Source organism: Tardiphaga sp. 20_F10_N6_6 (assembly GCF_052076045.1).
GTDB lineage: Bacteria > Pseudomonadota > Alphaproteobacteria > Rhizobiales > Xanthobacteraceae > Tardiphaga > Tardiphaga robiniae.
The window spans coordinates 498565-524477 of sequence record NZ_CP197239.1 but is presented as its reverse complement, the minus strand read 5'-3'; the positions used below and the strand labels follow the sequence as shown (position 1 = coordinate 524477).

Genomic DNA, 25913 nt, shown 5'->3' with positions numbered 1-25913 from the left:
GCCGAAGGCGCGCGTCTCGAAGGACGGCCACAGGCTTCGAGCCAAGTCAGCTCATGGTTCGAGACGGCGCTGAAGAAGCGCGTCCTCACCATGAGGGACTGAGTTTGGGTTACCCCTACGTGGTCAGCACAGTCTCGGTGTGCTCGACATAAGGCGGCGTTTCGAAATACGGGCCGACCAGCGCGCGCCATTCAGCGAAATCGGGCGAACCACGGAAATCGACGGTGTGGTTTTCGAGCGTTTCCCACTTGGCGACGAGACGGTAGCGCGACGGCATCTCGACCGACTTGTGCAGCTCGAAGCCCTTGCCGCCCCTGGCGCGGAGGAACAGCGGCTTCGCCTTGGCGACGGCCGCCTCGAAATCCTTCTCGGTGCCCGGCTTGACGTCGATCTGTGCGATTTCAGTGATCATGGTTTCCCGACCCTTTGTTTTGCGGTCGGTGTCTTTACCGCAAAGTCGGGGTTCGGTGAAGGAGCCGCCGAAAAGTGATCAGGCGAACAGCAGAACCGTGCCGACGACCATGACGCAGCAGCCGATGAAAGCGATGACCGGCAGCTTGCCGTGCTGCGCGCCGTAGCGCCCCTGCGCACGACGCTCGGTGATCAGCGCGGTCTCGTATTCGTCCGAGCTCGAAAACATGCAGGCAAAGCCCGCACGGGCCGAAGCGGCAGCCGCTTCGAGCGACATCAAAGCAGTATTGGAAGTCGAGTCAGGCGAGGTCATCATGCGATGACCATAGGGATCGAATGGTAAACGGATCCTTTATCGCGCGCCGCTTGCCGTCATCGTGACCGCAGCCCGCACGACGCTCGGCTTCGCCGCTTGCCCGATCGCCGCAGCGCGGCGCCCCTGCTCCAGCGACAGCGGTTCTTCTTCCGCGGCCTGCACGCGGTTACGTCCGCTGCGCTTGGCCTGGTAGAGCGCGGTGTCCGCGGCAGCCAGCAGGACGTCGAGTTCAGTGCCGGCCGGTCCGCCGGCCACGCCGATACTCACGGTGGTCGCGACCGGTGCCTCGTCGACCTGGATACCGCAAGTCGCAAACGCCTCGCGCACGCGCTCGGCCGCCTGCATCGCCTCGTCCAGGCTGCAGGGCAACATCGCCGCAAACTCCTCGCCGCCGATGCGGCCCGACAGGTCGGTGATCCGCAGCGTATGCGTGATGACCGTGGCGAACAGTTTCAGCACCTCGTCGCCTGCGGGATGCCCGAAGCGATCGTTGATCGACTTGAAGTGATCGATGTCGAAGATCATGACTGTGACCGGGCGGCCGGCCTTCGCCTCGCGCTCGATCATCCGCGCCGTCGCCTCGGAGAAGCCGCGGCGGTTGAACAGGCCGGTGAGCGGATCGCAGGACGCGGCGACCTTGTGCGCCGTGACCGCACGCTCGGACACCAGCATGAAGATCAGGAACACCGTGCCGACCGCATAAAGCACGAGTTCGACGGCAAAGGCCGTGACCCAGATGCTGTTGCCGAAATTGCTGTGATCGCCATGCAGCAGATCGCCGAGCAGGATCGGCAGCATCAGGACGAAACCATGCAGCATCGGCACCAAAATGGTCGGCCACCGCCGTTGCACCGCCTTGCGACGCTCGTTCCACAATTCATGCGCCGTCAGCATCGCATAAAGCGCGACGATACCGGCGCCGATGGTCATGCGCAGCGACGCAGCCTCAGCCGGCAGGGAGAAGATCACCGCGATCCAGGCGATGGCGCCGAGAAACAGGCCGGCCCAGCTCGGGCTGCGGCCGTGGAACACGCGCGCAGCGTTCCACACCATGCCGCAGGCCACGAAGCCCACGGCATTGAATGCCAAAGACAGCACGTCGCCCAGGAGCGACGCGGCAAGTGTCCACAATGCGACCGATACGGCGCCGAGCAGGTAAGCCAGCCCCCACCAGTTGAGGGCCGCGATCTTTTCCTGTCGTCCGAAAAACAGCAGCATCCCGCCCAACATCGCCGCAACCAGGGTTGCCACCAAATAGAGCGTGGAAGAATCGAGCGACATATTTGAGCACCGGCAATTGTTGCGAGATTTCCAAACCATCATGATTCGGAGTGGCCTCTTCGCCATCATCGAACATACGAGTGTACCGATTGGAAATCCGTTTGCGCGCCTGCACAAGTTTTCACGAAAAACTGCATCAATCTGTCGGTATCCGGAATGTCCCGGAACGCAAAAAGGGCGCCCGAAGGCGCCCTTTTCAAAATTGTATTCACCGCATTTGCAGCAAATTTTATCGAAGCAGAAATTAGCGCTTCGAGAACTGGAAGGACTTGCGGGCTTTCGCCTTGCCGTACTTCTTGCGCTCGACGACACGCGAGTCGCGGGTCAGGAAGCCGCCCTTCTTGAGGACGCCGCGCAGATCCGGCTCGAAGCAGGTCAGAGCCTTGGAGATGCCGTGACGCACGGCACCGGCCTGGCCCGACAGACCGCCACCGGCAACGGTGCAGATCACGTCGTACTGGCCAGCGCGGGCTGCAGCGACCAGCGGCTGCTGGATGAGCATGCGCAGCACCGGACGCGCGAAGTACACTTCGACTTCACGGGTGTTGACGACAACCTTGCCGGCGCCCGGCTTGATCCAGACACGAGCGACAGCGTCCTTACGCTTGCCGGTCGCATAGGCGCGGCCCTGCTTGTCGACCTTCTTGACGTACTTCGGGGCATCCGGAGCGGACACCTTCAGCGACGCCAGCTGATCGAGAGACTGCATGGTATCCGACATTATGCGGCCCTCTTGTTCTTGCGGTTCAAAGCGCCGACATCGAATGCTTCCGGCTGCTGGGCCTCGTGCGGGTGCTCTGCACCGGCATAAACACGCAGATTGCCGAACTGGACGCGACCGAGCGGGCCGCGCGGGATCATGCGCTCAACAGCCTTCTCGACAACGCGCTCCGGGAAACGACCTTCGAGGATCGACTTCGCAGTACGTTCCTTGATGCCGCCGATGAAGCCGGTGTGGTGATAGTAGACCTTGTCGTCGCGCTTGCGGCCGGTGAAAACCACCTTGTCCGCGTTGACGATGATGACATGGTCGCCGCAATCAACATGCGGGGTGTAGGTCGGGAGGTGCTTGCCGCGCAGCCGCATTGCGACCAGCGTGGCCAGCCGGCCCACCACGAGACCAGTGGCGTCGATGACGATCCACTTCTTCGTGATCTCGGCGGGCTTTGCCGAAAACGTCTTCATTGTGAATATCCATGAAAAGGGGATATCGGCGGTGATCCGCCGAACTGAGGGCGTTTCTAAATAAGCGACCGGATTCCGTCAATGCCAAATACGACAGAATTCATCAATTAAATCATCGCGTTATAATTACGGTTATATAATACCTTAGTAATTACCCAACGTTCGGAATGGAATAGGTCGACGTCACATGGGCGATCGGATCTGCCGAAGTGCCTGATAACAGGGTCACTTCGCCCACGGCGAGGCGTTTTCCGAGCTTCAGCAGCTTGGCGGCCGCCAGAACGTCCTGTCCCGGCAAGCCCTTGCGCAGGAAATTGATGTTCAGGCTGGTGGTCACTGCGAGGCCCACGGGGCCGATCGCCGACAACAGCACGACGTACATGGCGAAATCGGCCAGAGCCATCAGGGTCGGACCCGATACCGTGCCGCCCGGCCGCAGCATGCGTTCGCCATAGGTCTGGCGCAGCAGGCAAGTGGTACCATCAGCGCTTTCAATCGCGATATCGCCGGCGCCAAAGGCCTGCGGGAACTCGCGCTTCAGAAACGCCTCGAGTTCAGCCACGCTCATTTTCGCAGTCGCCATGTCTCTACCCTGCTCTCGCTTGTGCCGTCCTGTTACAATATGGTGACGGTCCTGCCCAGCGATGGAATCTCAAGTCATGGTTCAACCAGCACGCGCGGAAACAGCGCGGCCATCCATTCTTCTGCGTGAAACGGTCGGCAGCATCGGCGTGTTGACGCTGAATCGTCCGGCTGCCCGCAACAGCCTCTCCGAAGGACTGATCGGCGAGCTGCACGCCGCCCTCGATGACATGGCCGGCGACAAGACCCTGCGCGCCGTGGTGATCGCCGCCAGCGGCCCGGTCTTCTCCGCCGGACATGACCTGAAAGAACTCACCGCGCGCCGCACTGATGCCGATCGTGGCCGCGCCTATTTCGCGCATATGATGACGATCTGCAGCGCCATGATGCAGGCCATCGTGCGGCTGCCGAAGCCGGTGATCGCCGCCGTGCAAGGCGTCGCCACTGCTGCAGGCTGCCAACTCGTGGCGAGCTGCGATCTCGCTATCGCCTCCGAACACGCAAAATTCGCGACGCCCGGCGTCGATATCGGCCTGTTCTGTTCGACGCCCATGGTGGCGCTATCGCGCAACGTGCCGCGCAAGCAGGCGATGGAAATGCTGCTGACGGGCGAGCCCATCTCCGCCGAACGCGCCCGCGAGATCGGCCTGGTCAACCGCGTGGTGGCCGCCGGCACCGAACGCGATGCAGCGATCGCGCTGGCAGAACAAGTGGCGCACAAGTCGGCGCATACGGTGAAGATCGGCAAGGAAGCGTTCTATCGCCAGGCCGAGATGAATCTCGCGGATGCCTATCGCTTCGCCGCTGAAGTGATGACCGAGAACATGATGGCCCGCGATGCCGAGGAAGGCATCGGCGCGTTCATCGCAAAGCGCGAGCCGAAGTGGGAAGACCGGTAATTGAAATGAACCACGACAGCTATAACGACGCCTATATCCGCGAGATCCTCAACACCGTCAAAACCGTCGCGATGGTCGGCGCCTCCCCGCAAAACGTGCGGCCGAGCTATTTCGTGTTCAAGTATCTCGCCGAACGCGGCTACGACATGATCCCGATCAATCCGGGCCAGGTCGGCAAGAGCCTGCTCGGCAAGCCGTTCGTCGCCTCGCTGCAGGAGATCGGTCGCCCTATCGACATGATCGACATCTTCCGCAGCGCCGATCACGTGATGCCGATCGTCGAACTCGCGCTGACGCTTAATCCGCTGCCCAAGGTGGTGTGGATGCAGCTCGGCGTGCGCCATGACGAGGCCGCCGCCAAGCTTGAAGCCGCAGGCATCAAGGTGGTGATGAACCGCTGCCCCAAGATCGAATATGGCCGGCTGTCGTCGGAGATCCAGTGGATGGGTGTCAATTCGCGCACGCTCAGCTCCAAGCGCGCGCCAATCCCGACCCAGGGCATGCGGCTGTCGCTGAATCGCAGCAGCCTTGGCGGTGGTAGCACCGCTGCGGCCGATCGCGTTGCGCAGCAAAATAACAAGGACAAGAACGACACCGCCTGACGGTGCGTTTCGCGATTTTATTTCCTTTGAAATGACACAGCGCAGCACGACTGTTGCGAAGTCAGGGCAAAATGCCGCCTCGCCTTGACGGCAGCGCTGCGCCCGATCAGGTTGGCGCCAACAAACCGCTATTCGACAGGGAGTGATGATGAACGATCGTATTCCAGGCTTCGGCACCCTCGCCGTCCATGCCGGCGCGCAGCCCGACCCGACCACCGGTGCCCGCGCGACGCCGATCTATCAGACCACTTCGTTCGTCTTCAACGATGCGGATCACGCCGCCTCGTTGTTCGGCCTGCAATCCTTCGGCAACATCTATACGCGCATCACCAATCCGACCACGGCCGTACTGGAAGAGCGCGTCGCAGCGCTGGAAGGCGGCACGGCCGCCCTCGCCGTCGCGTCCGGCCATGCCGCGCAGCTGGTGGTGTTTCAGCAGTTGCTGCAGCCCGGCGACGAATTCATCGCCTCGCGCAAACTCTATGGCGGTTCGATCAACCAGTTCAGCCACGCCTTCAAGAGCTTCGGCTGGAACGTGGTGTGGGCCGATCCCGATGACGTCCCGTCGTTCGAGCGCGCGGTGACTGACAAGACCAAAGCGATCTTCATCGAGTCCATCGCCAATCCTGCCGGCTCGATCACCGACATCGAGGCGGTTGCTGCCATCGCCCGCAAGGCCGGCGTTCCGTTGATCGTCGACAACACACTGGCGACCCCCTATTTGATCAAGCCGATCGACCACGGCGCCGACATTGTCGTGCATTCGCTGACCAAGTTTCTCGGCGGCCACGGCAACTCGCTCGGCGGCATCATCGTGGACGCGGGCACCTTCGACTGGTCGAAAGGCAACAAATATCCGGTGCTGTCAGAGCCGCGCCCGGAATATCATGGCATCAAGCTGCAGGAGACCTTCGGCAACTTCGCGTTCGCCATCGCCTGCCGCGTACTCGGCCTGCGCGATCTCGGCCCGGCGCTGTCGCCATTCAACGCGTTCCTGATCCAGACCGGCATCGAAACGCTGCCGCTGCGCATGCAGCGCCACAGCGACAATGCTAAGGCGGTCGCCGAATGGCTGTCGGCCCATCCGAAAGTGGCGGCGGTGAATTATTCGGGATTGTCGGATAACCGCTATCACACCCTCGCGCGCAAATATGCACCGAAGGGCGCGGGCGCCGTGTTCACCTTCAGCCTGAAGGGCGGCTATGACGCCGGCGTGAGTCTCGTGTCGAACCTGAAACTGTTCTCGCATCTGGCCAATGTCGGCGACACCCGCTCGCTGGTGATCCACCCGGCGTCGACCACCCACAGCCAGCTCGACGACGAAGCCAAGACGCGCTCCGGCGCCGGACCCGACGTTGTCAGGCTGTCTGTCGGCATCGAAGACAAGGAAGATCTGATCGCGGATCTCGAACAGGCGCTGAACGCTTAAGTTCTTTCCTCGCCCCGCCAAGGCGAAGCAAAGCTTCGCTGGGCGGGGAGAGGGTGGCGCGGACGCAGTCCGCGTCGGGTGAGGGGGAGCCAGTGTTTCACTCACTGGCTCCCCCTCACCCGGATTACTCGCTTCGCTCCTAATCCGACCTCTCCCCGCAAGCGGGGCGAGGTTAAGAAGCGCTAGGCCTGACCGCGCATCGCCTTGTCTTCCCGCACCAGCCGCGCATTGCGCTGGAATACCGAATAGGTCGCCAGCGCGAACAGCACCACCAGCAGCTGGATCGACAGCGCTTCCAGCGTCGGATTGAAACCGATCGCCGTCAGGAATGCGCTGCCTGGCGCGTCGGTGACCCCGATCATCGCCTGTTCCTGGAATTCCTGGATCGCTTCGCCGATGAACTTGATGCCCATCACGAACAGGAAGGCCGAGGTGATGATGAACAGCGGTCGCAGCGGGATGCGCTGGGCGATCATGTTGATGAAATAAAAGAGCACGACGAGACCGGCGGTCGCCGCCGCCAGACCCCCGAACAGTCCGACGCTCCAGCCGCCTTCGGTGGTCGCGAGCGTGTTGATGAACAGCACCGTCTCGGCGCCCTCACGAAACACCGCGAGAAATGCCAGCATCGCGACGGCCAGACCGGTATCCTGCGCGAGCGCCTGATCTGCCTTCGCCGCCAGATAATCCTGCCAGCCGCGCGGATCCTGCTTCACCATCAACCAGCCGCTGACATAGAGCATCAGGCCCGCCGCAAACAGGATGACGATGGCCTCGAAGACATCGCTGTGATCGCCGGAATTGAACACTGCGAACGCCCATGCTGCGACCAGGCTGGCGAGGATTGCCGCCAGCGCGCCCAGATAGAGCGCGGTCACGCGATGGTCGCCGCCGGATTTCCTGAGATAGCCGGCCAGCGCCGCGATCACGAGCATGGCCTCAAGGCCCTCGCGCAACAGAATGACAGCAGCCTGAATGAATGCGGAGGACATGACCCAATCCCGTGTGGTGGTGCGTAGTATCTATTGCGCGGTGCGCATGAGCGAAAGCCGCACAGCCACACGACTGCGTCAACTCCGTTACAATCGTTCTAGTCGGTAACGCGCAACAGCTAGGCGGCCTTGCCGACCGCGAGGTCGAGCTGACGCTCCGTCAATGCCGCCCCGCGCGGCTTCATCCGCTCCACCTGCAGGATCGCCAGCGTCAGAACCACGATCGCGACCGCCTGATGGGTCAACGCCAGATCGATCGGCACCTGATGCAGCAGCGTGAGAATGCCGAGCGCGGCCTGCATCGCGATCGATGCCGCCAGCCACAGCGCGCCATTGACGACGGCAGTCCCTGCCCGCGCGCGGATCGCATCGATCACATGCCAGATCGCGAGTACGAACAACACATAGGCGGTCATGCGATGCTGGAACTGAACCGTCAGCGTGTTGTCGAACATGTTGCGCCACCACGGCTCCTCGAAGAACAGCCGCGACGCAGACGGGATCAGCGCGCCGTCGATCTCCGGCCAGGTGTTGAAGACGCGACCGGCGCGCAGACCCGCAACCAGCGCACCGAAATAGATCTGCAGGAAGGTCAGCCCCAACAATACCCAGCTCGTCACGCGCAAGCGACTTGCCGCCAGCACCGGCGCACGGTCGCTCAGGCGGCGCAGCGTCCAGACGATGGCGGCGAAGATGATCAGTGCCAGCATCAGATGCGCCGCGAGACGATATTGCGAGACTTCCACGCGCTTGGTCAGGCCCGAGGCCACCATCCACCAGCCCACCGCGCCCTGCAGGCCGCCGAGACCGAAGATCACCCACAGCCGCTTCTTCAGTTCCGAGGTCAGGATACCGCGCCACAGGAACCAGAGGAACGGCAACAGGAACACCATGCCGATGACGCGGCCGAGCAGACGATGGCTCCATTCCCACCAGAAGATGGTCTTGAACTCATGGAGCGTCATGCCGCTATTCAGTTCGCGATATTGCGGGATCTGCTTGTAGGCCTCGAAGGCCGCGATCCAGTGCGATTCATCGAGCGGCGGAATGGCGCCGGTCACCGGCTTCCATTCGACAATCGACAGGCCGGATTCGGTGAGCCGTGTCGCGCCGCCGACCAGCACCATCGCCACGATCATCGCGGCGACGGCAATCAGCCACCAGCGCACCGGGCGTAATTCCTTGGGGCGGGTTTGGGACAAAGCGGTCATCGCAGGGGTCTCGGGAACAGCCGCAAAATCAGCGCCTTGAATGAAATTTCGAGCCCCTTATAGTCCGCCCGCGAAGGCCTGCAAAGTTGGGCACTTTGCCTAACCCGATCTCAAGCCGACTTTGGACCGCACATTTCCGTCATGACCATCCGCACCCGCAAATTCTTCGGAACCATCTTTCTGCTGATCCTCGTGGTGGTGTGGTCGCTGCTCGGCATGACCATCGCGCAGACCCCCTGGCTGGCCAATAACGGCTGGCTGCAGGCAGCCTTCTATGTCATCGCCGGTCTCGGCTGGGTGCTGCCGGCGATGCCGATCATCAGCTGGATGGGCAAGGCCGATCCTGTGGATCCCGAGGTCGGCTAGCGCTGCGCGCCCGCACCAAGCATCACGCCGGATACCATCACCCGCAAGGCACGCAACGATTGTCGGCGGCCGTCCCAGGCCAGCCGCGGCAGCGCATGCAGATCCGATCCACCATTGGCCTCGATGATACCGGGGAGCGATGTCACGGCACTGGCGAACCCGGCCTGCGTCACCATCGCGACGTGACGCCTGTCGAATGAGGCCTTATCGCCGAACGGATAGGCGAAATGTCGCGGCTCATAGGGCAGCGCGGCTTGCGCCACGGCCCGCCCCATGGCGATCTCGCGCGACGCCGCGCTATCACCGAGATTGGCGAGCGCCGGATAGTTAACCGTGCTGCTGCCGATGGTCGCCCGCGGATTCCCAGCAAACGTGGCCACATCGTCCCAATGCATCGCCGCATGATGTGACAGGGTCGCAGTATCGACCGAATAGCGTTTGCAGAGATCGTCCGCCGCAACGGCCAGTTCGTGCGGCGGCAACGTCCGCAGCCAGCTATCGAGATAGTAATAGGCGCGATATTTGTCGGCGATAGTGGCCGTCTCGAAATGCCGCTGCCGGTGATCGATGATCAGGCTGATGCGATCATGCGTTGCGATCGCCTGCTCCAGCGCCAGCCACCACATGGCGCCGAGCCCGTCGGCAAAGGCGCTCGGCAGATAGAGCGTGAACGGCACCTCATGCGCCGCCAGTAGCGGATAGGCGAAATCGACGAAGTCGCGCGTGCCGCCATCGAAGGTCAGCGCAACGAAGCGCCGTCCTGTGCGGGGTAAGCTGGCGCGGCGACACACCTCGTCCATGCCCACGATATCGACGGGCCAGCGCTTCAGCGCGCGGATCGTTCGATCGAGAAACCACGGCGTGATCTCGTGGGCTTTCAGCGGCTGGAATGCATCCTGCCGGGGCGGTCGCACGCGTTCGAATTTGAGGATGATACCGGCACCGCCCCGGCTGCGTTCCAGCAGACGGTGCATGCCGCTGAGATAAGTCAGCTCGAAGCCCAGCGCCAACAGCCAACCGGTCTTGTATGACACCGCAGATTCCCCCAAGCGGCGTCATGCCTCTCGCCAGTCGGCTATTGTCATTACTGTTTGTTGACATTTCTTTGCAAAGGTCGCCCCAAACCTAAAAATCTAAACAAAATCTGAAACAGGCTCGCGATGACCATGGCTGCTGTGATGGAAACACCTGTGGCGATGGCAACTGCGAGCCACATCGCGCGCGTCGATGTGATCAGCGATTTCAGCGCCGCCGAAGCCATCTGGCGCAGCCTTGAGACGTCCGAACAGCTCTCCACGCCCTATCAGCGCTTCGACTTCCAGTCGGCCTGGCAGACCCATATCGGCGTCCAGGAAGGCTTGAAGCCCTTCATCATCGTCGCCTATGACGCCGCACATCAGCCGCTGATGTTGTTGCCACTCGCCGTCAGCCGCGAAAACGGCATGCGCGTCGCCGGCTACCTCGGCGGCAAGCACGTCACCTTCAACATGCCGCTGTTCCGCCGCGACTTCGCGGCGCAGGCGACAAAGGCAGATATCGACGCCTTACTGCGCGGAATTCAAAAGCACACCGAGACAGTCGACGTCCTCGCGCTGGTCCGTCAGCCAAAAAGCTGGATCGGCATCGACAATCCGCTCGCGCTGCTGCCAAGCCAGGCCTCGACCAATGATTGTCCGGTGCTGAAGATGGTGCCCGGCGAAGCGGCGACAGATCGCATCAGCAGTTCGTTCCGCAAGCGCCTGAAGACCAAGGAAGGCAAGTACCGAAATCTTGCCGGCTATCGCTACATGCACGCAAAGACGGACGCCGAGGTCAAGCGCGTGCTCGACGCCTTCTTCGCCATCAAGCCGCTGCGCATGGCCGAACAGAACCTGCCCAACGTATTCGCCGAGCCCGGCGTCGAAGCCTTCATCCGCCAGGCCTGCATGACGCCGCGCTCGGATGGCTACACCATCGATATCCACGCGCTCGCATGCGACGAGGAAGTGATCGCGATGTTCGCCGGTGTCGCCGACGACAGCCGTTTTTCGATGATGTTCAACACCTACACCATGTCGGAGAATGCCAAATACAGCCCCGGCCTGATCCTGATGCGCACCATCGTCGACGCCTATGCCGAGCGCGGCGTGACCTCGCTGGATCTCGGCATCGGTGGCGACGACTACAAGCGGATGTTCTGCAAGGATGACGAGCCGATCTTCGACAGTTTCGTGCCGCTCACCACGCGCGGCAGGCTCGGCGCCATGGGCCTGTCGTCCTTCGCCCATGCCAAGCGGATCGTGAAACAGACCCCGGCCCTGCTGCAGATGGCGCAGATGCTGCGCCACGCGTTTCAGCGGTAACGAATACCTTCAATTGGCAATTGAAACGACGTCATGCCCGGGCTTGACCCGGGCATCCACGTCTTAGTCGTTGCGTTGAGGCGAAGGCGTGGATGGCCGGGTCAAGCCCGGCCATGACGAGGGTTCGTCGACTACGCCGCAAACACGCGGCCGCCCGGCCCGACCGGGTCGTTGGCCGGCGGCGTTGAGCGCAACATCTTCACGTCGGCGAAGCCCACGGCCTTGAGCTGTTCGGCCATCAGCTCGCGTGCATCCATGCTCATGGTGACTTCCGGCACCACCACGGCGCGGGCCTGGTCGGTCAGAAGTCCCGCCGGGAGATCGGCCGCGGTGCCGGCATCCAGCAGCACGTGATCATAGACGCGCAGCAGCGCATCGAGCGCCATTGTCAGGCGCGGCGACTGCAACAGCGAACGATCGGCGCCGGCGCGGCCGGCGGCGACCATATGCAGGCCCGACATCCGGTCCTTGGTGATGACCTGGCCGAACGTCGCCTCGCCCAGCATCAGCTCCGCCAGTCCGGGCGCACGCGGATCGTTCGATACGGCTTCCAGCGTCGGCGACGACGAGGCCAGATCGACCAGAACGACTTTCGCGTCACGCGACAGGATGCGCGACAGCGTCAGCGCGGTGAGCGCGATGTTGTCGTTGTGGCCGGTGCCGAGGATCGTGATCTTCCGCGCCGATTTCCCGGCGGCGCGAAACTCCTGCGCAAGCTGTTCGATTTCGCTGACGCCGGCGGCCAGTTCGGGATGGGTATCGCGCACCACGGGTTGCGGCGCGGCAACGGGAGCCGGCTCGGGCACGATGCCCGGCGCAACGACAGTTTCCGGCTCACGCACGGCAACAGGCACCTGATCCACGAACGGCTTGAACGCCGGCTCGGTGACGCGGGCCTGCGCGACCGGCACCATCGGCGCAGCGCCGCGCGGCGCGGTCATGCGCAGCAGCTCGCTGGTCACGATGCCACCGGCGGTCAGCATCAGCGTCGCCAGTGTTGCGATCAGCACGATCGGCAGCTTCTTCGGATAGGCCGGCGTATTGGACACGATGGCCCGAGAGATGATGCGACCATCGGTCGGTGCCGCCTCGATATTCTCACGCGTGGACGCCTCGCGGTATTTCGCCAGATAGGATTCGAGCAGATCGCGCTGCGCCCTCGCCTCACGCTCCAGCGCCCGCAACTGCACATCCTGGCCGTTGCTGGATGTCGCCTGACGCTTCAGCTGTTCGAGATTGTTGGTGAGGCCATCGACGCGGCCGCTGGCGATGCGCGCATCGTTTTCGAAGATGCGCGACAGTTTCGCGGCTTCGTCGCGCAATTGCTTGTCGAGATCGCCAAGCTGGGCCCGCAGCTCCTTGATGCGCGGATGCGCGTCGAGCAGCGTCGAGGACTGTTCGGCGAGCTGCGCACGCAGCGTCACGCGCTGCTCGGACAGGCGGCGGATCAGGTCGGAATTCAGCACTTCCGAGAATTCGATCGGCTTGCCGGTCTGCAGCATGTCCTTGATGAGCCGCGCCTTCGATTCGGCGTCGGACTTCAGCGAGCGCGCATTGTTGAGCTGGCTGTTGATCTCGCCGAGCTGCTGGTTGGAGAGCGACGTATTGTTGGTGCCGATGAACAGGCTGGACTTGGAGCGGAATTCCTCCGCGCGCGCTTCCGCCTCGACGACCTTCTTGCGCAGGTCATCGATCTCGCCGGACAGCCATTGCCCGGCCGATCGCGCCTGGTTCTGCCGCGCGTTCTGCTGCATCACTAGGTAGCCGTCGGCAATCGAATTGGCGACGCGCGCGGCGAGTTCAGGATCGCGCGACTGGAATTCGACGACCATGACGCGCGACTTGTCGACCGCATAGGCCGTCAGGCGCTCGTAATACGCATCGAGCACGCGCTCTTCGGGCGTCATCGAGAACGGATCGCGGCCAATGCCCATCAGGCCGAGCAACGACCGCCATGGCTGCGCGCCCTGCAGCACCGGATCGAATTCCGGGCGCTCCGCGAGCTTGTTCTTCTTGATGATCTCCCGGGCAAGATCGCGCGACAGCAACAGCTGCACCTGGCTGGTCACGGCTTCTGCGTCGAGAGAGGTACGCTCTTCGTTGCGCTCGCCGCTGGGTCGCAGGAAAACGTTTTCACGCCCGTCGATCAGAATGCGTGCTTCCGACTTGAAGCGCGGCGTGATCATGTTGACGATGACGAGCGAGCCGACAAGTGCCAGCAGCGTCGGAACGAGGATCCACATCTTGCGGCGGATGAGCGCCTGCCACAGCGCGCGCAGATCGAGGTCGCCGAGATCGGGCGCCGGCGCAGCGATCACGCGCTCTGCTTTCTTCTCCGGATTTTTGCGAGAAACCGGGTTTGGCATGGTTGGCGCCTTGATGGCCCGTTCGACCGACGCATCGCCCTTGCCTGCACGCCAGAATGCCAAACGCATCGCCTACCCCACCCAAACGCCACTGCGTCTACTCACCGGAATCGATTAAAGACGATTAAGGTTGCCGCGCGGTTAATTGGCAGGCTGATACCGGGACGTTGCAGCGGAAGCCTGAATCCACACGGTTTTTTAACGACGAAGGCTCTTATTGGATTCAATTGCTTCAGGGATTTTTCCGATGTGCGTCCCAGCTCCCGGCGACGCCCTCCTCGTCAGTGAATGCCGATTCTGATCATGAGCGCACCTTCGGACACGCCGCTTCGCATCCTGCACGCTGTCCGCGCGCCGGTCGGCGGCATCTTTCGCCACATCATCGATGTCGCCAACGGCCAGGCCGATCGCGGCCATGAAGTCGGCATCGTCGCCGACAGTCTGACCGGCGGCGACCGCGCCCGCGATGCACTGGCCGAGATCGCCCCACGCCTGAAACTGGGCACCTATCGCCTGCCGATCCACCGCGAGCCACATCCGGGCGACGTTCTGGTCTGGATGCAGTTCATGCGCCTCGTCAGCCGGCTGAAACCAGACGTGCTGCATGGCCACGGCGCCAAGGCCGGCGCCTTCGTGCGCCTGAAGGCAAAGTCGAACAGCGTCATCCGCATCTACACGCCGCATGGCGGTTCGCTGCATTATCCGCAAAATACGGCGAAAGGCGCCTTCTACAGCCGCCTCGAACGCGCGCTGATGAACCGCACCGAACTGTTCCTGTTCGAGAGCGCATTCGCCCGCGACACCTATCAGCGCATGATCGGCACACCGTCAGGCCTCGTGAAATGCGTGTTCAACGGCGTAACATCTGGCGAATTCGACCCCGTCGAGCCCGCCGATGACGCCACCGATATCTGCTATGTCGGCGAGTTCCGCCGCATCAAGGGCGCGGATCTGCTGGTCGATGCCGTCGCGCGCCTGCGTGCCGACGGCCAGCCAGTCACCTTGACGCTGGGCGGCGACGGCGAAGAGACCAACGCATTGAAGGCTCAGATAACGCGCCTCGGTCTCACCGACGCCGTCCACTTCATCGGCCATGTCAAACCGCGTTACGGCTTTTCGAAAGGACGCCTGCTGGTGGTTCCATCGCGCGGCGACTCGATGCCCTATGTCGTGATCGAGGCCGCCGCTGCGGGCATTCCGATGATCGCCGCCAATGTGGGCGGCATTCCGGAAATCTTCGGATCGCACACCTCCGCTCTGTTCCAGTCGAACAATGTCGACGCCATGGCCGCGGCGATCAAAACTGCTCTCGATGACATCGCCGCTGCGCGCGCCCGTGCACAATTGCTCCGTGAGCGCATCGCGGAACATTTCTCGCAGGACGCAATGGTCGAGGGTGTCATCGAAGGCTATCGCAGCGCATTTGCGAAACGTTAACTCTCCTTAACCTGTAACCAAATCTTCCGATTTGTCCGGTAATTCTCACGAAAAGCGGTAGGCTTGACGTGCGACATCGCATGCCAGCGCAACAACGGACATTTCACCTTGGACCCGATCAACGCACGTTCAATGATCGACGCGGCCGCGACGGACGCGCCCGGCGAACGCCGGTTCGAACGTCGTCGCAGACTGACGCCCGCGGCTCTCGCCGTCGCCGATCAGAAGGTGCGCGCCGCCTACTCGCCCGTCGTCATCACCGGCGTCGTACGCGTGGTCGATTTCCTGATGCTCAGCATCATCGGCATTGCGCTCAACCTGCTCTATGTCGCGCCAGAAGCTGGCTTCAGATGGGAATACTTCGCTGCGATCGTCGCGATGGCGGCTGCTGCTGTGGTGTGTTTCCAGTCTGCCGATATCTATCAGGTGCAGGTGTTCCGCGGCCACATCAAGCAGCTCACGCGCATGATGTCGGCATGGGCCTTCGTGTTCCTGCTGTTCATCGGCGTCTCGTTCTTCGCCAAGGTCGGCGGCGCGGTGTCGCGTGTCTGGCTCTCCTCGTTCTTCTTCGTTGGTCTCGTCGCCCTGATCGCGGAACGTGCTGTCGTGCGTGCGCTGATCAAGCGCTGGGCGCATCAGGGCCGTCTCGACCGCCGTACCATCATCGTCGGCGCCGATTCCAATGGCGAGACGCTGATCAGAGACCTCAATGCACAAGAAGATTCCGACATCCAGATCCTTGGCGTGTTCGACGACCGCAACGACAAGCGCTCGATGGACACGATCTCCGGCGCGCCGAAGCTCGGCAAGGTCGATGACATCATCGAATTCGCGCGGCGCACCCGCGTCGATCTCGTGCTGTTCGCGCTGCCGATCTCGGCCGAGACGCGCATTCTGGAAATGCTGAAAAAGCTGTGGGTGCTGCCGGTGGATATCCGCCTGTCCGCGCATACCAACAAGCTGCGCTTCCGCCCGCGCTCCTATTCCTATTTGGGCAAGGTGCCGACCCTCGACGTGTTCGAGGCGCCGATCACCGACTGGGATCTGGTGATGAAGTGGCTGTTCGACCATATCGTCGGCGGCCTGATCCTGCTCGCTGCATTGCCCTTCATGGCGCTGGTGGCCATCGCCATCAAGCTCGACAGCCCCGGCCCGGTGCTGTTCCGGCAGAAGCGCTTCGGCTTCAACAACGAGCGCATCGACGTCTTCAAGTTCCGCTCGCTCTATCACGACCAGGCGGACCCGCTGGCCAAGACCGTGGTCACCAAGGGCGACAAGCGCGTCACCCGCGTCGGCCGGTTCATTCGCAAATCCTCGATCGACGAATTGCCGCAGCTCTTCAACGTGGTGTTCAAGAACAACCTGTCGCTGGTCGGCCCCCGCCCCCACGCCGTTCAGCAGAGGGTGCAGAGCCAGCTGCTGGACGAGGCCGTCGACGGTTATTTCGCTCGCCACCGCGTCAAGCCCGGCATCACCGGCTGGGCGCAGGTCAATGGCTGGCGCGGCGAAGTCGACAGCGAGGAGAAACTGCAGAAGCGCGTCGAGTTCGATCTCTACTACATCGAGAACTGGTCAGTGCTGTTCGATGTCTACATCATGCTGAAAACGCCGGTTTCAATGCTGACGAAGAACGAGAACGCGTATTGAGGCAGGCCTCAGCCTCTGCCTTACACCACTCGTCAACCCTGCCTGCGTAGAGTGATGCCACGATGAGCACTCACGCCTCGGCCGATCATTACATCGCCTCGCCCGCGGCGCCTCCCGCCGTGGTGACGCTGCAGCGCGCACTGCTGTGGGCGATGGGCTTTGGCGGCGCCATCGTCTTCATCGAGCCGAGCCCCTTCGAGATCGCCACCCTCACCGCGATGGTGGTGTTCTTCGCGTCGGGCCTGCGCATGCGGCTGGTGTTCATGCCGCTGCTGCTCATGCTGTTCCTGGTCAATCTCGGCTACACGATCTGCGCCGCCTATCTGCTCGACAAGGCGCCAATCGTAAACTGGATCCTGACCTCCTGGTACATGGCCATCATGGCGATCTTCGTCGCGCTTGTGATGTCCGAAGACACGCTGGCGCGCATCGACCTCTTGCGCCGCGGCCTGATCGTCGGCGCACTGGTGGCATCGCTGGCCGGCATCCTAGGCTATCTGCACCTGATCCCCGGCGCGGAGATGTTCACGCTCTACGGCCGCGCCGCCGGCACGTTCAAGGATCCCAACGTGCTGGGCGCGTTTCTGGTCCTGCCGGCGCTGTTCTGTCTGCAGAGCGTCGTCAGCGACGGTTTCGGTCGCTCGCTCCGCAGTGCCATCGCGCTCGGCATCATTGCGCTCGCCGTCCTGCTCGCCTTCTCCCGCGCCGCCTGGGGCCTGTTGGCGATCACCTCGGCCTTCATGCTGATGCTGATGGTGCTGACCAGCCAGTCCAACAAACAGCGCTCGCGCATCATCATCATGGCGCTGGCGGCCGTGGCCGTCGTCGCGCTGGTGATCGTGATCCTGCTGCAGTTCGACTTCATCGCCGACATGTTCAAGCAGCGCGCCTCGTTTGATCAGAAATATGACGAAGGCCGCTTCGGCCGTTTCGGCCGGCATGTGCTGGGCGCGCAGATGGCGCTCGATCTGCCCTTCGGCATCGGCCCGCTGCAATTCACGCGCTTCTTTCCGGAAGACACCCATAACTCCTATCTGAACGCCTTCATGTCCGGCGGCTGGATTTCAGGGGTATGCTATCCCGCGCTGGTGTTCATCACCGCTTTGCTCGGCTTCCGCTACATCTTCGTGCGCGTGCCATGGCAGCGCGCCTATCTCGCGGTGTTCGCAGCCTATCTCGGCACGGTCGGCGAGGCCTTCATCATCGACACCGATCACTGGCGCCATTTCTGGATGATGCTCGGAATCATGTGGGGCATGTTCGTCGCCACGCAGCAATATATGGCAACGGCGCAATTGCGTGCGGCGTCCGGACAGCCAGGCAGCGTCTGACAAGCTCAGAAACGAAAACAGCCCCGCTTGCGCGAGGCTGCCTCGTTAAGACGACCGATTGCTGTTAGCGAACGATCACAGTCTTGGTGCGCGAACCGCGGCGATCCCAGCCATGATGGCGGTGACCGTAGTCGCGGCGCACATAGGCGCGGCTCTGGCGATAGCCATGGCCGCGATGGTAGCCACGATCCTGATGGTGATAACCACCGCCGATCTGCACATTGATGCCCTGCGCAGACGCGGGGCCTGCAGGTGCTGCGACATAGAGAACGGCCGCAGCCGCCAGCAAAGCCAGTTTCTTGATCATGACAATTTATTCCTTCCTTTAAAAGTATCGCGGGACAAGCCATTACCGCCCGGAAGGTTCCGCGCGAAATGAAGCACATCGACAAAGGACCCGCGCATGTTCGAGCCGTGCCAGATTCTCTTGTGATTTTCGATGGACATCATCACCACAGGGAACACGCGAGGAACTGAGCCGTTCTCTTTGCATGACACAGCAAGCAAAGAACCGCGCCTTCGACAAACAGCCGAAGCCCGATCAGAAGATTCCGCCGGCCGGCCCGCACGACAAGCCGGAGCTGACCGACGAGACCAAGACGCCAGGCAGCGGCATCTTGCCTGACAAGGATCACAAGGAAGTTGAAGGCCCGACGGGATGACCGCGATTGGTCATCATGTCGTCACGCATCGACGTTAGACATTTATTAACCTTCTCGACTCACTGTGGAGTCAAGGAAGCGCAGACCGGATGTACGTCTGCGTTTGATGGCTCGGAGTTCGCTCCGGGCCATTATCTTTTCTGGACCACCATGAGCTGCGAGATGATCGACGCTGCACGCGCATCTCGCTTTCGGTTGCAACACGTAAAGCGGAACGCCGCTCGCTGATCGAGCAATATTATTCGTTCCCTTATCGCGGCAAAATTTGTGGTCGATATGCCATGAATTGGAACTGAACCTTCAAAACACCGACACGTTGACTTCTCGATACGAAGGAGAAGCAGCATGAAGAAGACAGCACTTATTCTTGCCACCGTCGCTGCCGTCGGCGCGGCGTCGATCGCATCGAAACCCGCAGAGGCCCGTGGCGGTCGCGGCGCCGCGATCGGACTCGGCATTGCAGCCGGCGCATTGGCGGCCGGTGCCTATGGCGCTTACGGCCCCGGTTACGGATATGGTTATGGCCCGCGCCATTACGGCCCGCGTTATGCCTATGGTCCGCGCTACGGTTACGGCGACGGCTACTATGGCGGTCCGCGCTACTATCGCAGCTACGGCTACTACTAACCGCGGCTGACTGAATTGACGAAGGCCCGGAGCATATGCTCCGGGCCTTTTTCGTCACCATCATTCAGCGTTCGCGCGCATCGCTGCTGCGTTGTCGCAAGGGCTTCAGTTACGCAGTGGGCTAGATACCAAACAGCCGTGATGGTCGCAACCACCGCTAACCCGCTGATGGTCCAGCCACCGTAGTAGCCGATATCATCGTCATGCCGGATCTCCGATGGGCCATCTGCGGTATGCCAGTGACTTGCCATGCGAGCCTCCTGTTTTCAGGATAATCGGCCCGATGACCAAGAGTTCCATTGGCGCAAAAAAGACATGTCGGCGCCACCTGCCTGGCCGCCCTTAGGCGACATCGGATTCGTGGTCACCGGCATCTGTGGCCAAAGAGTCACGACGGCAAGGATTCATTAAGGAGTGCGGCCGGGGCAATTGACGGAACCCGGAGCCGGGAGAAGTCTAATGTTTTCAGCGTAGAGTAGATATTATGTTAGAGATTATTGTCCTCGGCTTCCTTATTTGTGCAGCGGCCTATGTCGGGCTTCTCTGGTTCGCCGGACGGAAAGACGACGTGATTCACGGTGATTTCGTCGAACCGAAATCGTAAGGCTGGCGTCGCGGGCGCTTGATCGAGGCCACCCTATTCAGGCGGCACCGCTCGCGTGCGAGACTACTAATATCTTGAAATGCTTTGAATAAATGGTCGGAGCGAGAGGATTCGAACCTCCGACCCCTAGTCTCCCAGACTAGTGCGCTAACCGGGCTGCGCTACGCTCCGATGGGGCATCGTGTAGCTTCGATCCGTCCGAGGCGCAAGAAGGCTGAGCGGATTGAAACGGATTGGTTGTGGGACGGTGGCTAGCCGTCCTTCATCGCCGTATCGAGCGCCCGGCGCGCCGCCAGCAGCTCCTCGAGCACGGCTTCGAGCCGTTCGCGCTCCAACCGGCGCTGCGGGTTCGGCCTCGGGCTCGCGACCGCAGCCGGTCTTGCGCTCTGCGTCGGAGCCGGCATCGCCGGTTCGGGCCGCCCCGCAACAGGATTTGCCAATACGGGGTTTGCCCGCGACGGCGGCCGCTGCAGCTGTGGATCCACACGCGGCGACGTCGATGTCATCGGAGGTTCGCGGCGGCCGGCGACGGGAGCAGCAGCTTCCTCCTCGTCTTCTTCCTCAGCCTCTTCGTCCTCACCCTCTTCGCCGTCGTCTTCGTCGCCCTCTTCTTCTTCCTCGTCCTCGGCGCCTTCGGCGTCAGCCTCGTCTTCGGCTTCTTCCTCGATCTCCTCGTCGCGTTCAGCCTCGTCCTCGGCTTCTTCTTCCTCATGATCCTCTTCGGCCACGGGACGCTTCGCCTGGACGCGCGGCGCGATAGCGGCAGAGGTCGGCGCGAAGCTCGGCGCAGCGTGGCCATCGACCAGCCCCTGCACCGACTTGATGCCGTTCTCTTTCAGGATTCGTTGCACGCCGCGGATGGTATAACCTTCGCCGTAGAGCAACCGGCGGATGCCGCGCAGCAGATCGACATCGTCCGGACGATAATATCGCCGGCCGCCCGATCGCTTCATCGGCTTGATTTGAGTGAACCGCGTTTCCCAGAACCGCAGAACATGCTGCGGTATATCGAGATCGTCAGCGACCTCGCTTATGGTTCGAAACGCATCCGGCGCTTTGTCCAAGTGCAGGATCCCTGTGGTTCGCCCTGTGTTTCTCTAGTTAGTCGTCGTGATCTTTACCGTTGCCCACTGCGGTACTGTCGCCATTGATCCGCTGTTTCAGGATCGCCGACGGCTTGAATACCATCACCCGCCGCGGCGAGATCGGTACTTCTGTGCCCGTCTTCGGATTGCGGCCGATGCGCTCGCCTTTTTTGCGCACCATGAAGGAGCCGAACGACGACAGCTTCACTGTCTCGCCCTTCTCCAGACAATCCGTAATTTCTTTCAAAACCAGTTCAACAAACGCGGACGACTCCGTGCGCGAGAGACCTACCTTTTGGTAGACCGCTTCGCACAGATCAACGCGTGTGACTGTTTTTCCCGTGCCCGTCATCGCCTGCCCCAACTACTCTCGGCGAACCAAATTCGCGTCAGAAATTAGGAGGTTAACGCGCTCCGGTCAACAGTCACCATCGATGCAAAGGCATGGAAAATCATGACAATTTGAGATGTTGTCGATCTGCATCAGCACCAGCGCATCACCAGCGAATGAGTGCAGACCCCCAGGTGAAGCCGCCGCCCATGGCTTCGAGCAGCACGAGGTCGCCCTTCTTGATGCGGCCGTCATTGACCGCCACCGATAATGCGAGCGGAATCGACGCCGCCGACGTGTTGCCGTGAAGATCCACGGTCAGCACCACCTTTTGCGGTGCAATATGCAGTTTATGCGCCGACGCATCGATAATGCGCTTGTTGGCCTGATGCGGCACGAACCAGTCGATGGTTTCGGCGCTGGCGCCGGTAGCTTTGAATGCATCGACGATCACGTCGGTGATCATACCCACCGCATGTTTGAAAACCTCGCGGCCTTCCATGCGCAAGTAACCCACTGTCTGCGTCGAGGACGGGCCGCCATCGACGAACAGCTTTTCCTTGTGCCGGCCATCCGAGCGCAGATGCGTGGTCAGCACGCCGCGATCGCTGGCTTCGCCGGGCTGGGTCTGTGCTTCCAGCACCACTGCACCGGCGCCGTCGCCGAACAGCACGCAGGTTCCGCGATCGGTCCAGTCGAGAATGCGCGAGAACGTCTCCGCGCCGATCACCAGCGCACGCTTGCCGGCGCCCGTGCGCAGCAGGCTGTCGGCGGTGGTCAGCCCAAAGATGAAGCCGGAACACACCGCCTGCAGGTCGAATGCCGCGCCGTGCGTGATGCCGAGCGCGTTCTGCACCGCAACGGCCGTTGCCGGGAACGTATTGTCCGGGGTCGAGGTCGCCAGCACGATCAGGTCGATGGACTGGGCGTCAACGCCGGCATTGGCCAGCGCCGCCTGCGCGGCCTTGATCGCCAGATGCGAGGTGAACTCGCCGTCCGCAGCGATGTGGCGCTGCTTGATACCGGTGCGCTGGACGATCCACTCGTCCGACGTGTCGACCTTGGATGCCAGTTCGGCATTGGTCAGGATCCGCTCCGGCAGGTAAGAGCCGCAGCCGAGCACGACCGAACGTATCGCAGTCACGAGACAGCCTCCTGCGCAGCCGGGCTCGCAGGGAGCGCTTGGCCGTCGCGGTTGAGCATTTGATTGATCTTGGTGAGAAGGTCGTAGCGGACCATGTCGTAACCGACATCCACCGCATAGGCGAAACCATCAGCATTGGTGCCACCGTGGCTCTTCACCACGATGCCGCGTAGGCCGAGAAACACCGCGCCGTTGGACTTGTTGGGATCGACCTTGTCGCGCACCGCCTTGAAGGCGTTCTTGGCGAATAGATAGCCGATACGCGAGCGCCAGGTGCGGGCCATGGCATTGCGCAGATATTCGGCGAACTGCCGCGCCGTGCCTTCGGCCGCCTTGAGCGCGATATTGCCGCTGAAGCCTTCTGTGACGATCACGTCGGCATCGCCGCGGCCGATGCCGTCGCCTTCGACGAAGCCGATGAATTCGAGCTGCGGCAGATTGGCGGTGCGCAGCAGTTCGGCGGCATCGCGGATTTCGTCGCCGCCCTTGATTTCCTCGACGCCGATATTGAGCAGACCGACCGTCGGCCGGGCCAGATCGAACAGCGCGCTGGCCATGGCGCTGCCCATGACAGCGAGAGTCTTCAGGTGGTTGGCGTCGCCGCCGATGGTGGCGCCGAGATCGAGCACGACGGAATCGCCGCGCGTGGTCGGCCAGATCGCGGCCAGGCCGGGACGCTCGATACCGTCGAGCATGCGCAGGCAAAAGCGCGCCATCGCCATCAGCGCACCGGTATTGCCGGCGGAGATCGCGACATCGGCCTCGCCCTTCTTCACCGCCTCGATCGCCAGCCACATCGACGAGACCTTGCGGCCACGGCGCAGCGCCTGGCTCGGCTTGTCATGCATGCTGACGGCAACGTCGGTATGGATCACCTTCGATACAGCCTTCAGTGCCGGATGATTGGCGAGTTCTTTCTCGATCAGCGCGCTGTCACCGAACAGCAGGAACTCGCTGTCGGGATGCCGGGTCAACGAAATCGCGGCGCCGGGAATGACCACCGATGCGCCGATGTCGCCACCCATGGCGTCTAGCGCGATGCGAACCTTTTTCGGCATGGACGTTCCGGAAACCTGTCTCTTGCGGCCTGTGACGCTCGTGGCCGCGGACGAAGTCTGCCGCATTTGGCAGCAGACGGCGAAGTTATGGCATTAACCCGATTTCGGCCGGGGACAATAGCGTTTCCGTGACCCGATACAACATCTTGACCGGTCGCTTTTGTCCCGCCAGCCGCACGGGGCGTGGAATCGGACCTCGGTCTCAGCCCTTCCCGGGCTTTTTGGATTTGGGCGTCTCAGGGGCGGTTTTCAGCGCTTTCAGGGCCGCAAACGGGTGCTCTTCCGGGTCCGGAACCTCGACCACCGGCTCGAACACGGCATCGGGCTTACGGGGATACGGGTCCAGCCCCAGAAACAGCGCGTCGGTCGCCAGTTTGCCGAGGTCGATGAAGCCGTTTTCGATCGGCTCCGGCGGATCCGGGGTCTCCTCGTCGCTCTCGACGTCCTCGTCCACCGATTCGGCGAGTTCGCGAATCTGCGACGGCGGCGCGAAAATCACGTCGATCTCTTCCTCGAAATCGGCAGCCAGCGGGTCCAGCGTCACCACGCAGGTCTGCTCGACCTTGCCCCAGATGCGACCGGTCACATGCACCGTACCGCCCTTCACGGGGCTCAGCAGGAGTTCGCCTTTCACGGCGCCCACGCTGACGAGGCCGCCGAGTTCGGCGATCCGCTTGCGCTCCTCGGGCGTGGCCTCGATGTCGCGCGCCAGCCCCGTTTCCGGGATCTGGATCACGGCGATGGGCACGCTCCAGGGCGGCGCGAGATCCACGGTGCGGTCGGGTTTGTTCATGTCGTTACCAAGGTCTCCGCAGGCGACGGGAAATGCCACGCGCCTGATGTCAGTGTCGTTGCATCCAGCGTGCCCAGACGGGCATTCGCCGCTTCGACATAAACAGCGAGACGCCGGGCGTTCTCGATGTCCATGCCATAATAGATATTCTTCGACAGCGCCGCCGCCAGAGGCTCCCTGCCTGCGCCAAGCGCTGCGTCATAGGCGCCTGTCCGGCCGTAAAACGCGTCGCCGAATTCCCGCATTTTCTTCGGCACCTTCATGTCGCTGGTGCCGAGTTCGCGCAGGTTATCGTCCATATCGCCGCAGAACCTGTCGAAAAGTCCCTGCGACAACTCATCCTTCGGACTCATCCGGCGCAGCACCAGCCACAGGTGCAGCAGCAACATATCGAAACGCCCGTTTACCGTATCCGGTGCTCCCAAGTCCCGATAAAACAAGGGTTCTCGCGCCTGCGCCACGATCATGCCATAGATGGCTTCAATGGTGCCGCGCAACGGCGCCGGGGGCTTTCTGAAGTGACTGAACGGCCAGACCATCTTGGGTTCCTCAGGCGGGCCCCTCGGGCACGCGCATGTTGCATTCAGAGGTTCTGCCCGGTACGTCAACGCCTTCCGGGATGCAAGTCTTTCGGAAGCAAGGCCTTCCCGAGAATCAAGAGGATGGGACCCCCTCCGCTATGACAATTTCGACCTCCATCAGCGCGAAGGCGCGGCTGACACGTGGCTGGCGCGGCATGCGCGCCGTACTCGCGGTCGCGGCCCTCTGCGTCACGCTGGGCGCCTGCGCCGAGCAATTCCAGAAGGGCTACATCCTGCCCCCCGGTGCGCTGGAGCAGATCCCGATCGGCGCCAGCCAGGATCAGGTCCTGATCGTGATGGGCACGCCCTCCACCGTCGCCACGCTATCGGGCGAAGTGTTCTATTACATCTCGCAGCGCGCCGAACGCGCCGTGGCGTTCATGCCGCAGAAGGTCACCGACCAGCGCGTCATCGCGATCTATTTCGACAAGAACCGCAAGGTCATCCGGCTCGCCAATTACGGCCTGCAGGACGGCAAGATCTTCGACTTCATCAGCCGCACCACGCCGACCTCCGGTCAGGAAATGAGCTACCTCACGCCGCTGTTCAAGCTGATCAGCTTCCGCTAGGCGGAACTATCAAATCGCTGAATTGCAAAAGCCCCGCAGCACACGCTGCGGGGCTTTTCTTT

The 25913-nt window shown here is 62.2% G+C and carries 29 protein-coding genes and 1 tRNA gene; 11 read left to right on the top strand and 19 right to left on the bottom strand.

Annotation, left to right across the window (positions count from 1 at the left end; translation table 11 throughout):
- Positions 1–115: 115 nt before the first annotated feature.
- From AB7813_RS02375 to AB7813_RS02350, 6 genes are all read right to left on the bottom strand, one after another.
- Positions 116–412: an antibiotic biosynthesis monooxygenase family protein gene (locus AB7813_RS02375; RefSeq protein ID WP_439063750.1), complete on the bottom strand. Its 297-nt coding sequence runs from the start codon at positions 410–412 to the stop codon at positions 116–118.
- Between the two features lie 78 nt (positions 413–490).
- Positions 491–727: a hypothetical protein gene (locus tag AB7813_RS02370; protein ID WP_093758790.1), complete on the bottom strand. Its 237-nt coding sequence runs from the start codon at positions 725–727 to the stop codon at positions 491–493.
- A 36-nt stretch (positions 728–763) separates the two neighbouring features.
- The gene (locus tag AB7813_RS02365) at positions 764–2008 is read right to left on the bottom strand and encodes a diguanylate cyclase (protein WP_439063749.1); all 1245 of its coding nucleotides are present in this window, start codon (positions 2006–2008) and stop codon (positions 764–766) included.
- 244 nt (positions 2009–2252) lie between these two features.
- Positions 2253–2729, bottom strand: coding sequence for a 30S ribosomal protein S9 (gene rpsI / locus AB7813_RS02360; protein WP_089264585.1), 477 nt, complete (start codon positions 2727–2729; stop codon positions 2253–2255).
- Positions 2729–3193, bottom strand: coding sequence for a 50S ribosomal protein L13 (rplM, locus tag AB7813_RS02355; RefSeq protein WP_089264586.1), 465 nt, complete (start codon positions 3191–3193; stop codon positions 2729–2731). Before rplM ends, rpsI begins: the two co-directional genes overlap by 1 nt.
- 151 nt (positions 3194–3344) lie before the next feature.
- Complete coding sequence (locus AB7813_RS02350) at positions 3345–3776, bottom strand: PaaI family thioesterase (RefSeq protein WP_068730919.1); 432 nt, start codon at positions 3774–3776, stop codon at positions 3345–3347.
- 76 nt (positions 3777–3852) lie between these two features.
- On the opposite strand from AB7813_RS02350, the gene AB7813_RS02345 reads away from it, so the two are divergent.
- The 3 genes from AB7813_RS02345 (at position 3853) to AB7813_RS02335 (ending at position 6705) form a co-directional block, all read left to right on the top strand.
- Positions 3853–4674 carry an enoyl-CoA hydratase gene (locus AB7813_RS02345; protein ID WP_439063748.1) on the top strand — a complete coding sequence of 274 codons (822 nt, stop codon included), beginning with the start codon at positions 3853–3855 and terminating at the stop codon, positions 4672–4674.
- A gap of 5 nt (positions 4675–4679) precedes the next feature.
- Positions 4680–5276, top strand: a complete 597-nt coding sequence (locus AB7813_RS02340; protein ID WP_231080828.1) for a CoA-binding protein — start codon at positions 4680–4682, stop codon at positions 5274–5276.
- Positions 5277–5424: 148 nt separating this feature from the next.
- The gene (locus tag AB7813_RS02335; protein WP_439083584.1) at positions 5425–6705 is read left to right on the top strand and encodes an O-acetylhomoserine aminocarboxypropyltransferase; all 1281 of its coding nucleotides are present in this window, start codon (positions 5425–5427) and stop codon (positions 6703–6705) included.
- A gap of 182 nt (positions 6706–6887) precedes the next feature.
- Here AB7813_RS02335 and AB7813_RS02330 read toward each other — a convergent pair whose 3' ends face one another.
- Positions 6888–7697 (bottom strand): FTR1 family iron permease, encoded by an 810-nt coding sequence (locus AB7813_RS02330; protein WP_439063746.1) that lies wholly within the window; start codon positions 7695–7697, stop codon positions 6888–6890.
- Positions 7698–7816: 119 nt separating this feature from the next.
- Positions 7817–8908 carry a COX15/CtaA family protein gene (locus AB7813_RS02325; protein ID WP_439063745.1) on the bottom strand — a complete coding sequence of 364 codons (1092 nt, stop codon included), beginning with the start codon at positions 8906–8908 and terminating at the stop codon, positions 7817–7819.
- Positions 8909–9049: 141 nt separating this feature from the next.
- Between AB7813_RS02325 and AB7813_RS02320 the strand changes: the two genes are divergently transcribed.
- Entirely contained in the window at positions 9050–9274 is a 225-nt protein-coding gene (locus AB7813_RS02320; RefSeq protein ID WP_175367111.1) for a DUF2842 domain-containing protein, read from the top strand.
- Here the strand turns inward: AB7813_RS02320 and AB7813_RS02315 are convergent.
- Positions 9271–10248 carry a polysaccharide deacetylase family protein gene (locus AB7813_RS02315; protein WP_439064614.1) on the bottom strand — a complete coding sequence of 326 codons (978 nt, stop codon included), beginning with the start codon at positions 10246–10248 and terminating at the stop codon, positions 9271–9273. The two genes, AB7813_RS02320 and AB7813_RS02315, sit on opposite strands and share 4 nt — an antisense overlap.
- Before the next feature lie 186 nt (positions 10249–10434).
- Here AB7813_RS02315 and AB7813_RS02310 point away from each other — a divergent pair, with 186 nt between their 5' ends.
- On the top strand, positions 10435–11616 hold the full coding sequence (locus AB7813_RS02310; RefSeq protein ID WP_439063744.1) for a GNAT family N-acetyltransferase: 1182 nt from the start codon (positions 10435–10437) through the stop codon (positions 11614–11616).
- 131 nt (positions 11617–11747) lie between these two features.
- Here AB7813_RS02310 and AB7813_RS02305 read toward each other — a convergent pair whose 3' ends face one another.
- Entirely contained in the window at positions 11748–14051 is a 2304-nt protein-coding gene (locus AB7813_RS02305; RefSeq protein ID WP_439063743.1) for a GumC family protein, read from the bottom strand.
- 234 nt (positions 14052–14285) lie between these two features.
- On the opposite strand from AB7813_RS02305, the gene AB7813_RS02300 reads away from it, so the two are divergent.
- The 3 genes from AB7813_RS02300 (at position 14286) to AB7813_RS02290 (ending at position 18397) form a co-directional block, all read left to right on the top strand.
- Complete coding sequence (locus tag AB7813_RS02300; protein WP_439063742.1) at positions 14286–15419, top strand: glycosyltransferase family 4 protein; 1134 nt, start codon at positions 14286–14288, stop codon at positions 15417–15419.
- Between the two features lie 108 nt (positions 15420–15527).
- Positions 15528–17066, top strand: a complete 1539-nt coding sequence (locus tag AB7813_RS02295; RefSeq protein ID WP_439058192.1) for an undecaprenyl-phosphate glucose phosphotransferase — start codon at positions 15528–15530, stop codon at positions 17064–17066.
- 62 nt (positions 17067–17128) lie between these two features.
- The gene (locus AB7813_RS02290) at positions 17129–18397 is read left to right on the top strand and encodes an O-antigen ligase family protein (protein WP_439063741.1); all 1269 of its coding nucleotides are present in this window, start codon (positions 17129–17131) and stop codon (positions 18395–18397) included.
- Positions 18398–18461: 64 nt separating this feature from the next.
- On the opposite strand, the gene AB7813_RS02285 is transcribed toward AB7813_RS02290, so the two are convergent.
- Positions 18462–18704 carry a hypothetical protein gene (locus AB7813_RS02285; RefSeq protein ID WP_439083585.1) on the bottom strand — a complete coding sequence of 81 codons (243 nt, stop codon included), beginning with the start codon at positions 18702–18704 and terminating at the stop codon, positions 18462–18464.
- Positions 18705–18888: 184 nt separating this feature from the next.
- On the opposite strand from AB7813_RS02285, the gene AB7813_RS02280 reads away from it, so the two are divergent.
- Positions 18889–19059 carry a hypothetical protein gene (locus AB7813_RS02280; RefSeq protein WP_439063740.1) on the top strand — a complete coding sequence of 57 codons (171 nt, stop codon included), beginning with the start codon at positions 18889–18891 and terminating at the stop codon, positions 19057–19059.
- A 345-nt stretch (positions 19060–19404) separates the two neighbouring features.
- Positions 19405–19686, top strand: coding sequence for a hypothetical protein (locus AB7813_RS02275; RefSeq protein WP_184516113.1), 282 nt, complete (start codon positions 19405–19407; stop codon positions 19684–19686).
- Here AB7813_RS02275 and AB7813_RS02270 read toward each other — a convergent pair.
- The 8 genes from AB7813_RS02270 to AB7813_RS02235 all read right to left on the bottom strand — a co-directional run bounded on the left by AB7813_RS02270 (position 19683) and on the right by AB7813_RS02235 (position 25240).
- Complete coding sequence (locus tag AB7813_RS02270; protein ID WP_441227879.1) at positions 19683–19937, bottom strand: hypothetical protein; 255 nt, start codon at positions 19935–19937, stop codon at positions 19683–19685. The genes AB7813_RS02275 and AB7813_RS02270 overlap by 4 nt on opposite strands.
- Before the next feature lie 446 nt (positions 19938–20383).
- A tRNA-Pro gene (locus AB7813_RS02265) sits at positions 20384–20461 on the bottom strand.
- Between the two features lie 80 nt (positions 20462–20541).
- Positions 20542–21354 (bottom strand): MerR family transcriptional regulator, encoded by an 813-nt coding sequence (locus AB7813_RS02260; protein WP_184516111.1) that lies wholly within the window; start codon positions 21352–21354, stop codon positions 20542–20544.
- 37 nt (positions 21355–21391) lie between these two features.
- Positions 21392–21727 (bottom strand): integration host factor subunit alpha, encoded by a 336-nt coding sequence (locus AB7813_RS02255; protein ID WP_068730933.1) that lies wholly within the window; start codon positions 21725–21727, stop codon positions 21392–21394.
- A 145-nt stretch (positions 21728–21872) separates the two neighbouring features.
- Positions 21873–22850 (bottom strand): beta-ketoacyl-ACP synthase III, encoded by a 978-nt coding sequence (locus AB7813_RS02250; RefSeq protein ID WP_068730934.1) that lies wholly within the window; start codon positions 22848–22850, stop codon positions 21873–21875.
- Entirely contained in the window at positions 22847–23908 is a 1062-nt protein-coding gene (gene plsX, locus AB7813_RS02245) for a phosphate acyltransferase PlsX (protein WP_093759130.1), read from the bottom strand. Before plsX ends, AB7813_RS02250 begins: the two co-directional genes overlap by 4 nt.
- A 202-nt stretch (positions 23909–24110) precedes the next feature.
- Complete coding sequence (locus tag AB7813_RS02240; RefSeq protein ID WP_441227878.1) at positions 24111–24701, bottom strand: YceD family protein; 591 nt, start codon at positions 24699–24701, stop codon at positions 24111–24113.
- Positions 24698–25240, bottom strand: coding sequence for a ubiquinol-cytochrome C chaperone family protein (locus AB7813_RS02235; RefSeq protein ID WP_184516102.1), 543 nt, complete (start codon positions 25238–25240; stop codon positions 24698–24700). The genes AB7813_RS02240 and AB7813_RS02235 overlap by 4 nt, the downstream gene beginning before the upstream one ends.
- Before the next feature lie 140 nt (positions 25241–25380).
- On the opposite strand from AB7813_RS02235, the gene AB7813_RS02230 reads away from it, so the two are divergent.
- Positions 25381–25851 (top strand): outer membrane protein assembly factor BamE, encoded by a 471-nt coding sequence (locus AB7813_RS02230; RefSeq protein WP_170849688.1) that lies wholly within the window; start codon positions 25381–25383, stop codon positions 25849–25851.
- Positions 25852–25913: the final 62 nt, after the last annotated feature.

What these genes read in the sequence shown, in the direction of transcription:
- AB7813_RS02280 (WP_439063740.1), top strand. Translation starts at nt 18,889, where the DNA reads ATGACACAGCAAGCAAAGAACCGCGCCTTCGACAAACAGCCGAAGCCC.
- AB7813_RS02305 (WP_439063743.1), bottom strand. Translation starts at nt 14,051, where the DNA reads ATGCGTTTGGCATTCTGGCGTGCAGGCAAGGGCGATGCGTCGGTCGAA.
- plsX (WP_093759130.1), bottom strand. Translation starts at nt 23,908, where the DNA reads ATGCCGAAAAAGGTTCGCATCGCGCTAGACGCCATGGGTGGCGACATC.
- AB7813_RS02340 (WP_231080828.1), top strand. Translation starts at nt 4,680, where the DNA reads ATGAACCACGACAGCTATAACGACGCCTATATCCGCGAGATCCTCAAC.
- AB7813_RS02320 (WP_175367111.1), top strand. Translation starts at nt 9,050, where the DNA reads ATGACCATCCGCACCCGCAAATTCTTCGGAACCATCTTTCTGCTGATC.
- AB7813_RS02285 (WP_439083585.1), bottom strand. Translation starts at nt 18,704, where the DNA reads ATGATCAAGAAACTGGCTTTGCTGGCGGCTGCGGCCGTTCTCTATGTC.
- AB7813_RS02275 (WP_184516113.1), top strand. Translation starts at nt 19,405, where the DNA reads ATGAAGAAGACAGCACTTATTCTTGCCACCGTCGCTGCCGTCGGCGCG.
- AB7813_RS02315 (WP_439064614.1), bottom strand. Translation starts at nt 10,248, where the DNA reads ATGCACCGTCTGCTGGAACGCAGCCGGGGCGGTGCCGGTATCATCCTC.
- AB7813_RS02230 (WP_170849688.1), top strand. Translation starts at nt 25,381, where the DNA reads ATGACAATTTCGACCTCCATCAGCGCGAAGGCGCGGCTGACACGTGGC.
- AB7813_RS02310 (WP_439063744.1), top strand. Translation starts at nt 10,435, where the DNA reads ATGACCATGGCTGCTGTGATGGAAACACCTGTGGCGATGGCAACTGCG.
- AB7813_RS02235 (WP_184516102.1), bottom strand. Translation starts at nt 25,240, where the DNA reads ATGGTCTGGCCGTTCAGTCACTTCAGAAAGCCCCCGGCGCCGTTGCGC.
- rplM (WP_089264586.1), bottom strand. Translation starts at nt 3,193, where the DNA reads ATGAAGACGTTTTCGGCAAAGCCCGCCGAGATCACGAAGAAGTGGATC.
- AB7813_RS02330 (WP_439063746.1), bottom strand. Translation starts at nt 7,697, where the DNA reads ATGTCCTCCGCATTCATTCAGGCTGCTGTCATTCTGTTGCGCGAGGGC.
- AB7813_RS02375 (WP_439063750.1), bottom strand. Translation starts at nt 412, where the DNA reads ATGATCACTGAAATCGCACAGATCGACGTCAAGCCGGGCACCGAGAAG.
- AB7813_RS02300 (WP_439063742.1), top strand. Translation starts at nt 14,286, where the DNA reads ATGAGCGCACCTTCGGACACGCCGCTTCGCATCCTGCACGCTGTCCGC.
- rpsI (WP_089264585.1), bottom strand. Translation starts at nt 2,729, where the DNA reads ATGTCGGATACCATGCAGTCTCTCGATCAGCTGGCGTCGCTGAAGGTG.
- AB7813_RS02325 (WP_439063745.1), bottom strand. Translation starts at nt 8,908, where the DNA reads ATGACCGCTTTGTCCCAAACCCGCCCCAAGGAATTACGCCCGGTGCGC.
- AB7813_RS02365 (WP_439063749.1), bottom strand. Translation starts at nt 2,008, where the DNA reads ATGTCGCTCGATTCTTCCACGCTCTATTTGGTGGCAACCCTGGTTGCG.
- AB7813_RS02270 (WP_441227879.1), bottom strand. Translation starts at nt 19,937, where the DNA reads ATGGCAAGTCACTGGCATACCGCAGATGGCCCATCGGAGATCCGGCAT.
- AB7813_RS02255 (WP_068730933.1), bottom strand. Translation starts at nt 21,727, where the DNA reads ATGACGGGCACGGGAAAAACAGTCACACGCGTTGATCTGTGCGAAGCG.
- AB7813_RS02350 (WP_068730919.1), bottom strand. Translation starts at nt 3,776, where the DNA reads ATGGCGACTGCGAAAATGAGCGTGGCTGAACTCGAGGCGTTTCTGAAG.
- AB7813_RS02290 (WP_439063741.1), top strand. Translation starts at nt 17,129, where the DNA reads ATGAGCACTCACGCCTCGGCCGATCATTACATCGCCTCGCCCGCGGCG.
- AB7813_RS02335 (WP_439083584.1), top strand. Translation starts at nt 5,425, where the DNA reads ATGAACGATCGTATTCCAGGCTTCGGCACCCTCGCCGTCCATGCCGGC.
- AB7813_RS02345 (WP_439063748.1), top strand. Translation starts at nt 3,853, where the DNA reads ATGGTTCAACCAGCACGCGCGGAAACAGCGCGGCCATCCATTCTTCTG.
- AB7813_RS02240 (WP_441227878.1), bottom strand. Translation starts at nt 24,701, where the DNA reads ATGAACAAACCCGACCGCACCGTGGATCTCGCGCCGCCCTGGAGCGTG.
- AB7813_RS02370 (WP_093758790.1), bottom strand. Translation starts at nt 727, where the DNA reads ATGATGACCTCGCCTGACTCGACTTCCAATACTGCTTTGATGTCGCTC.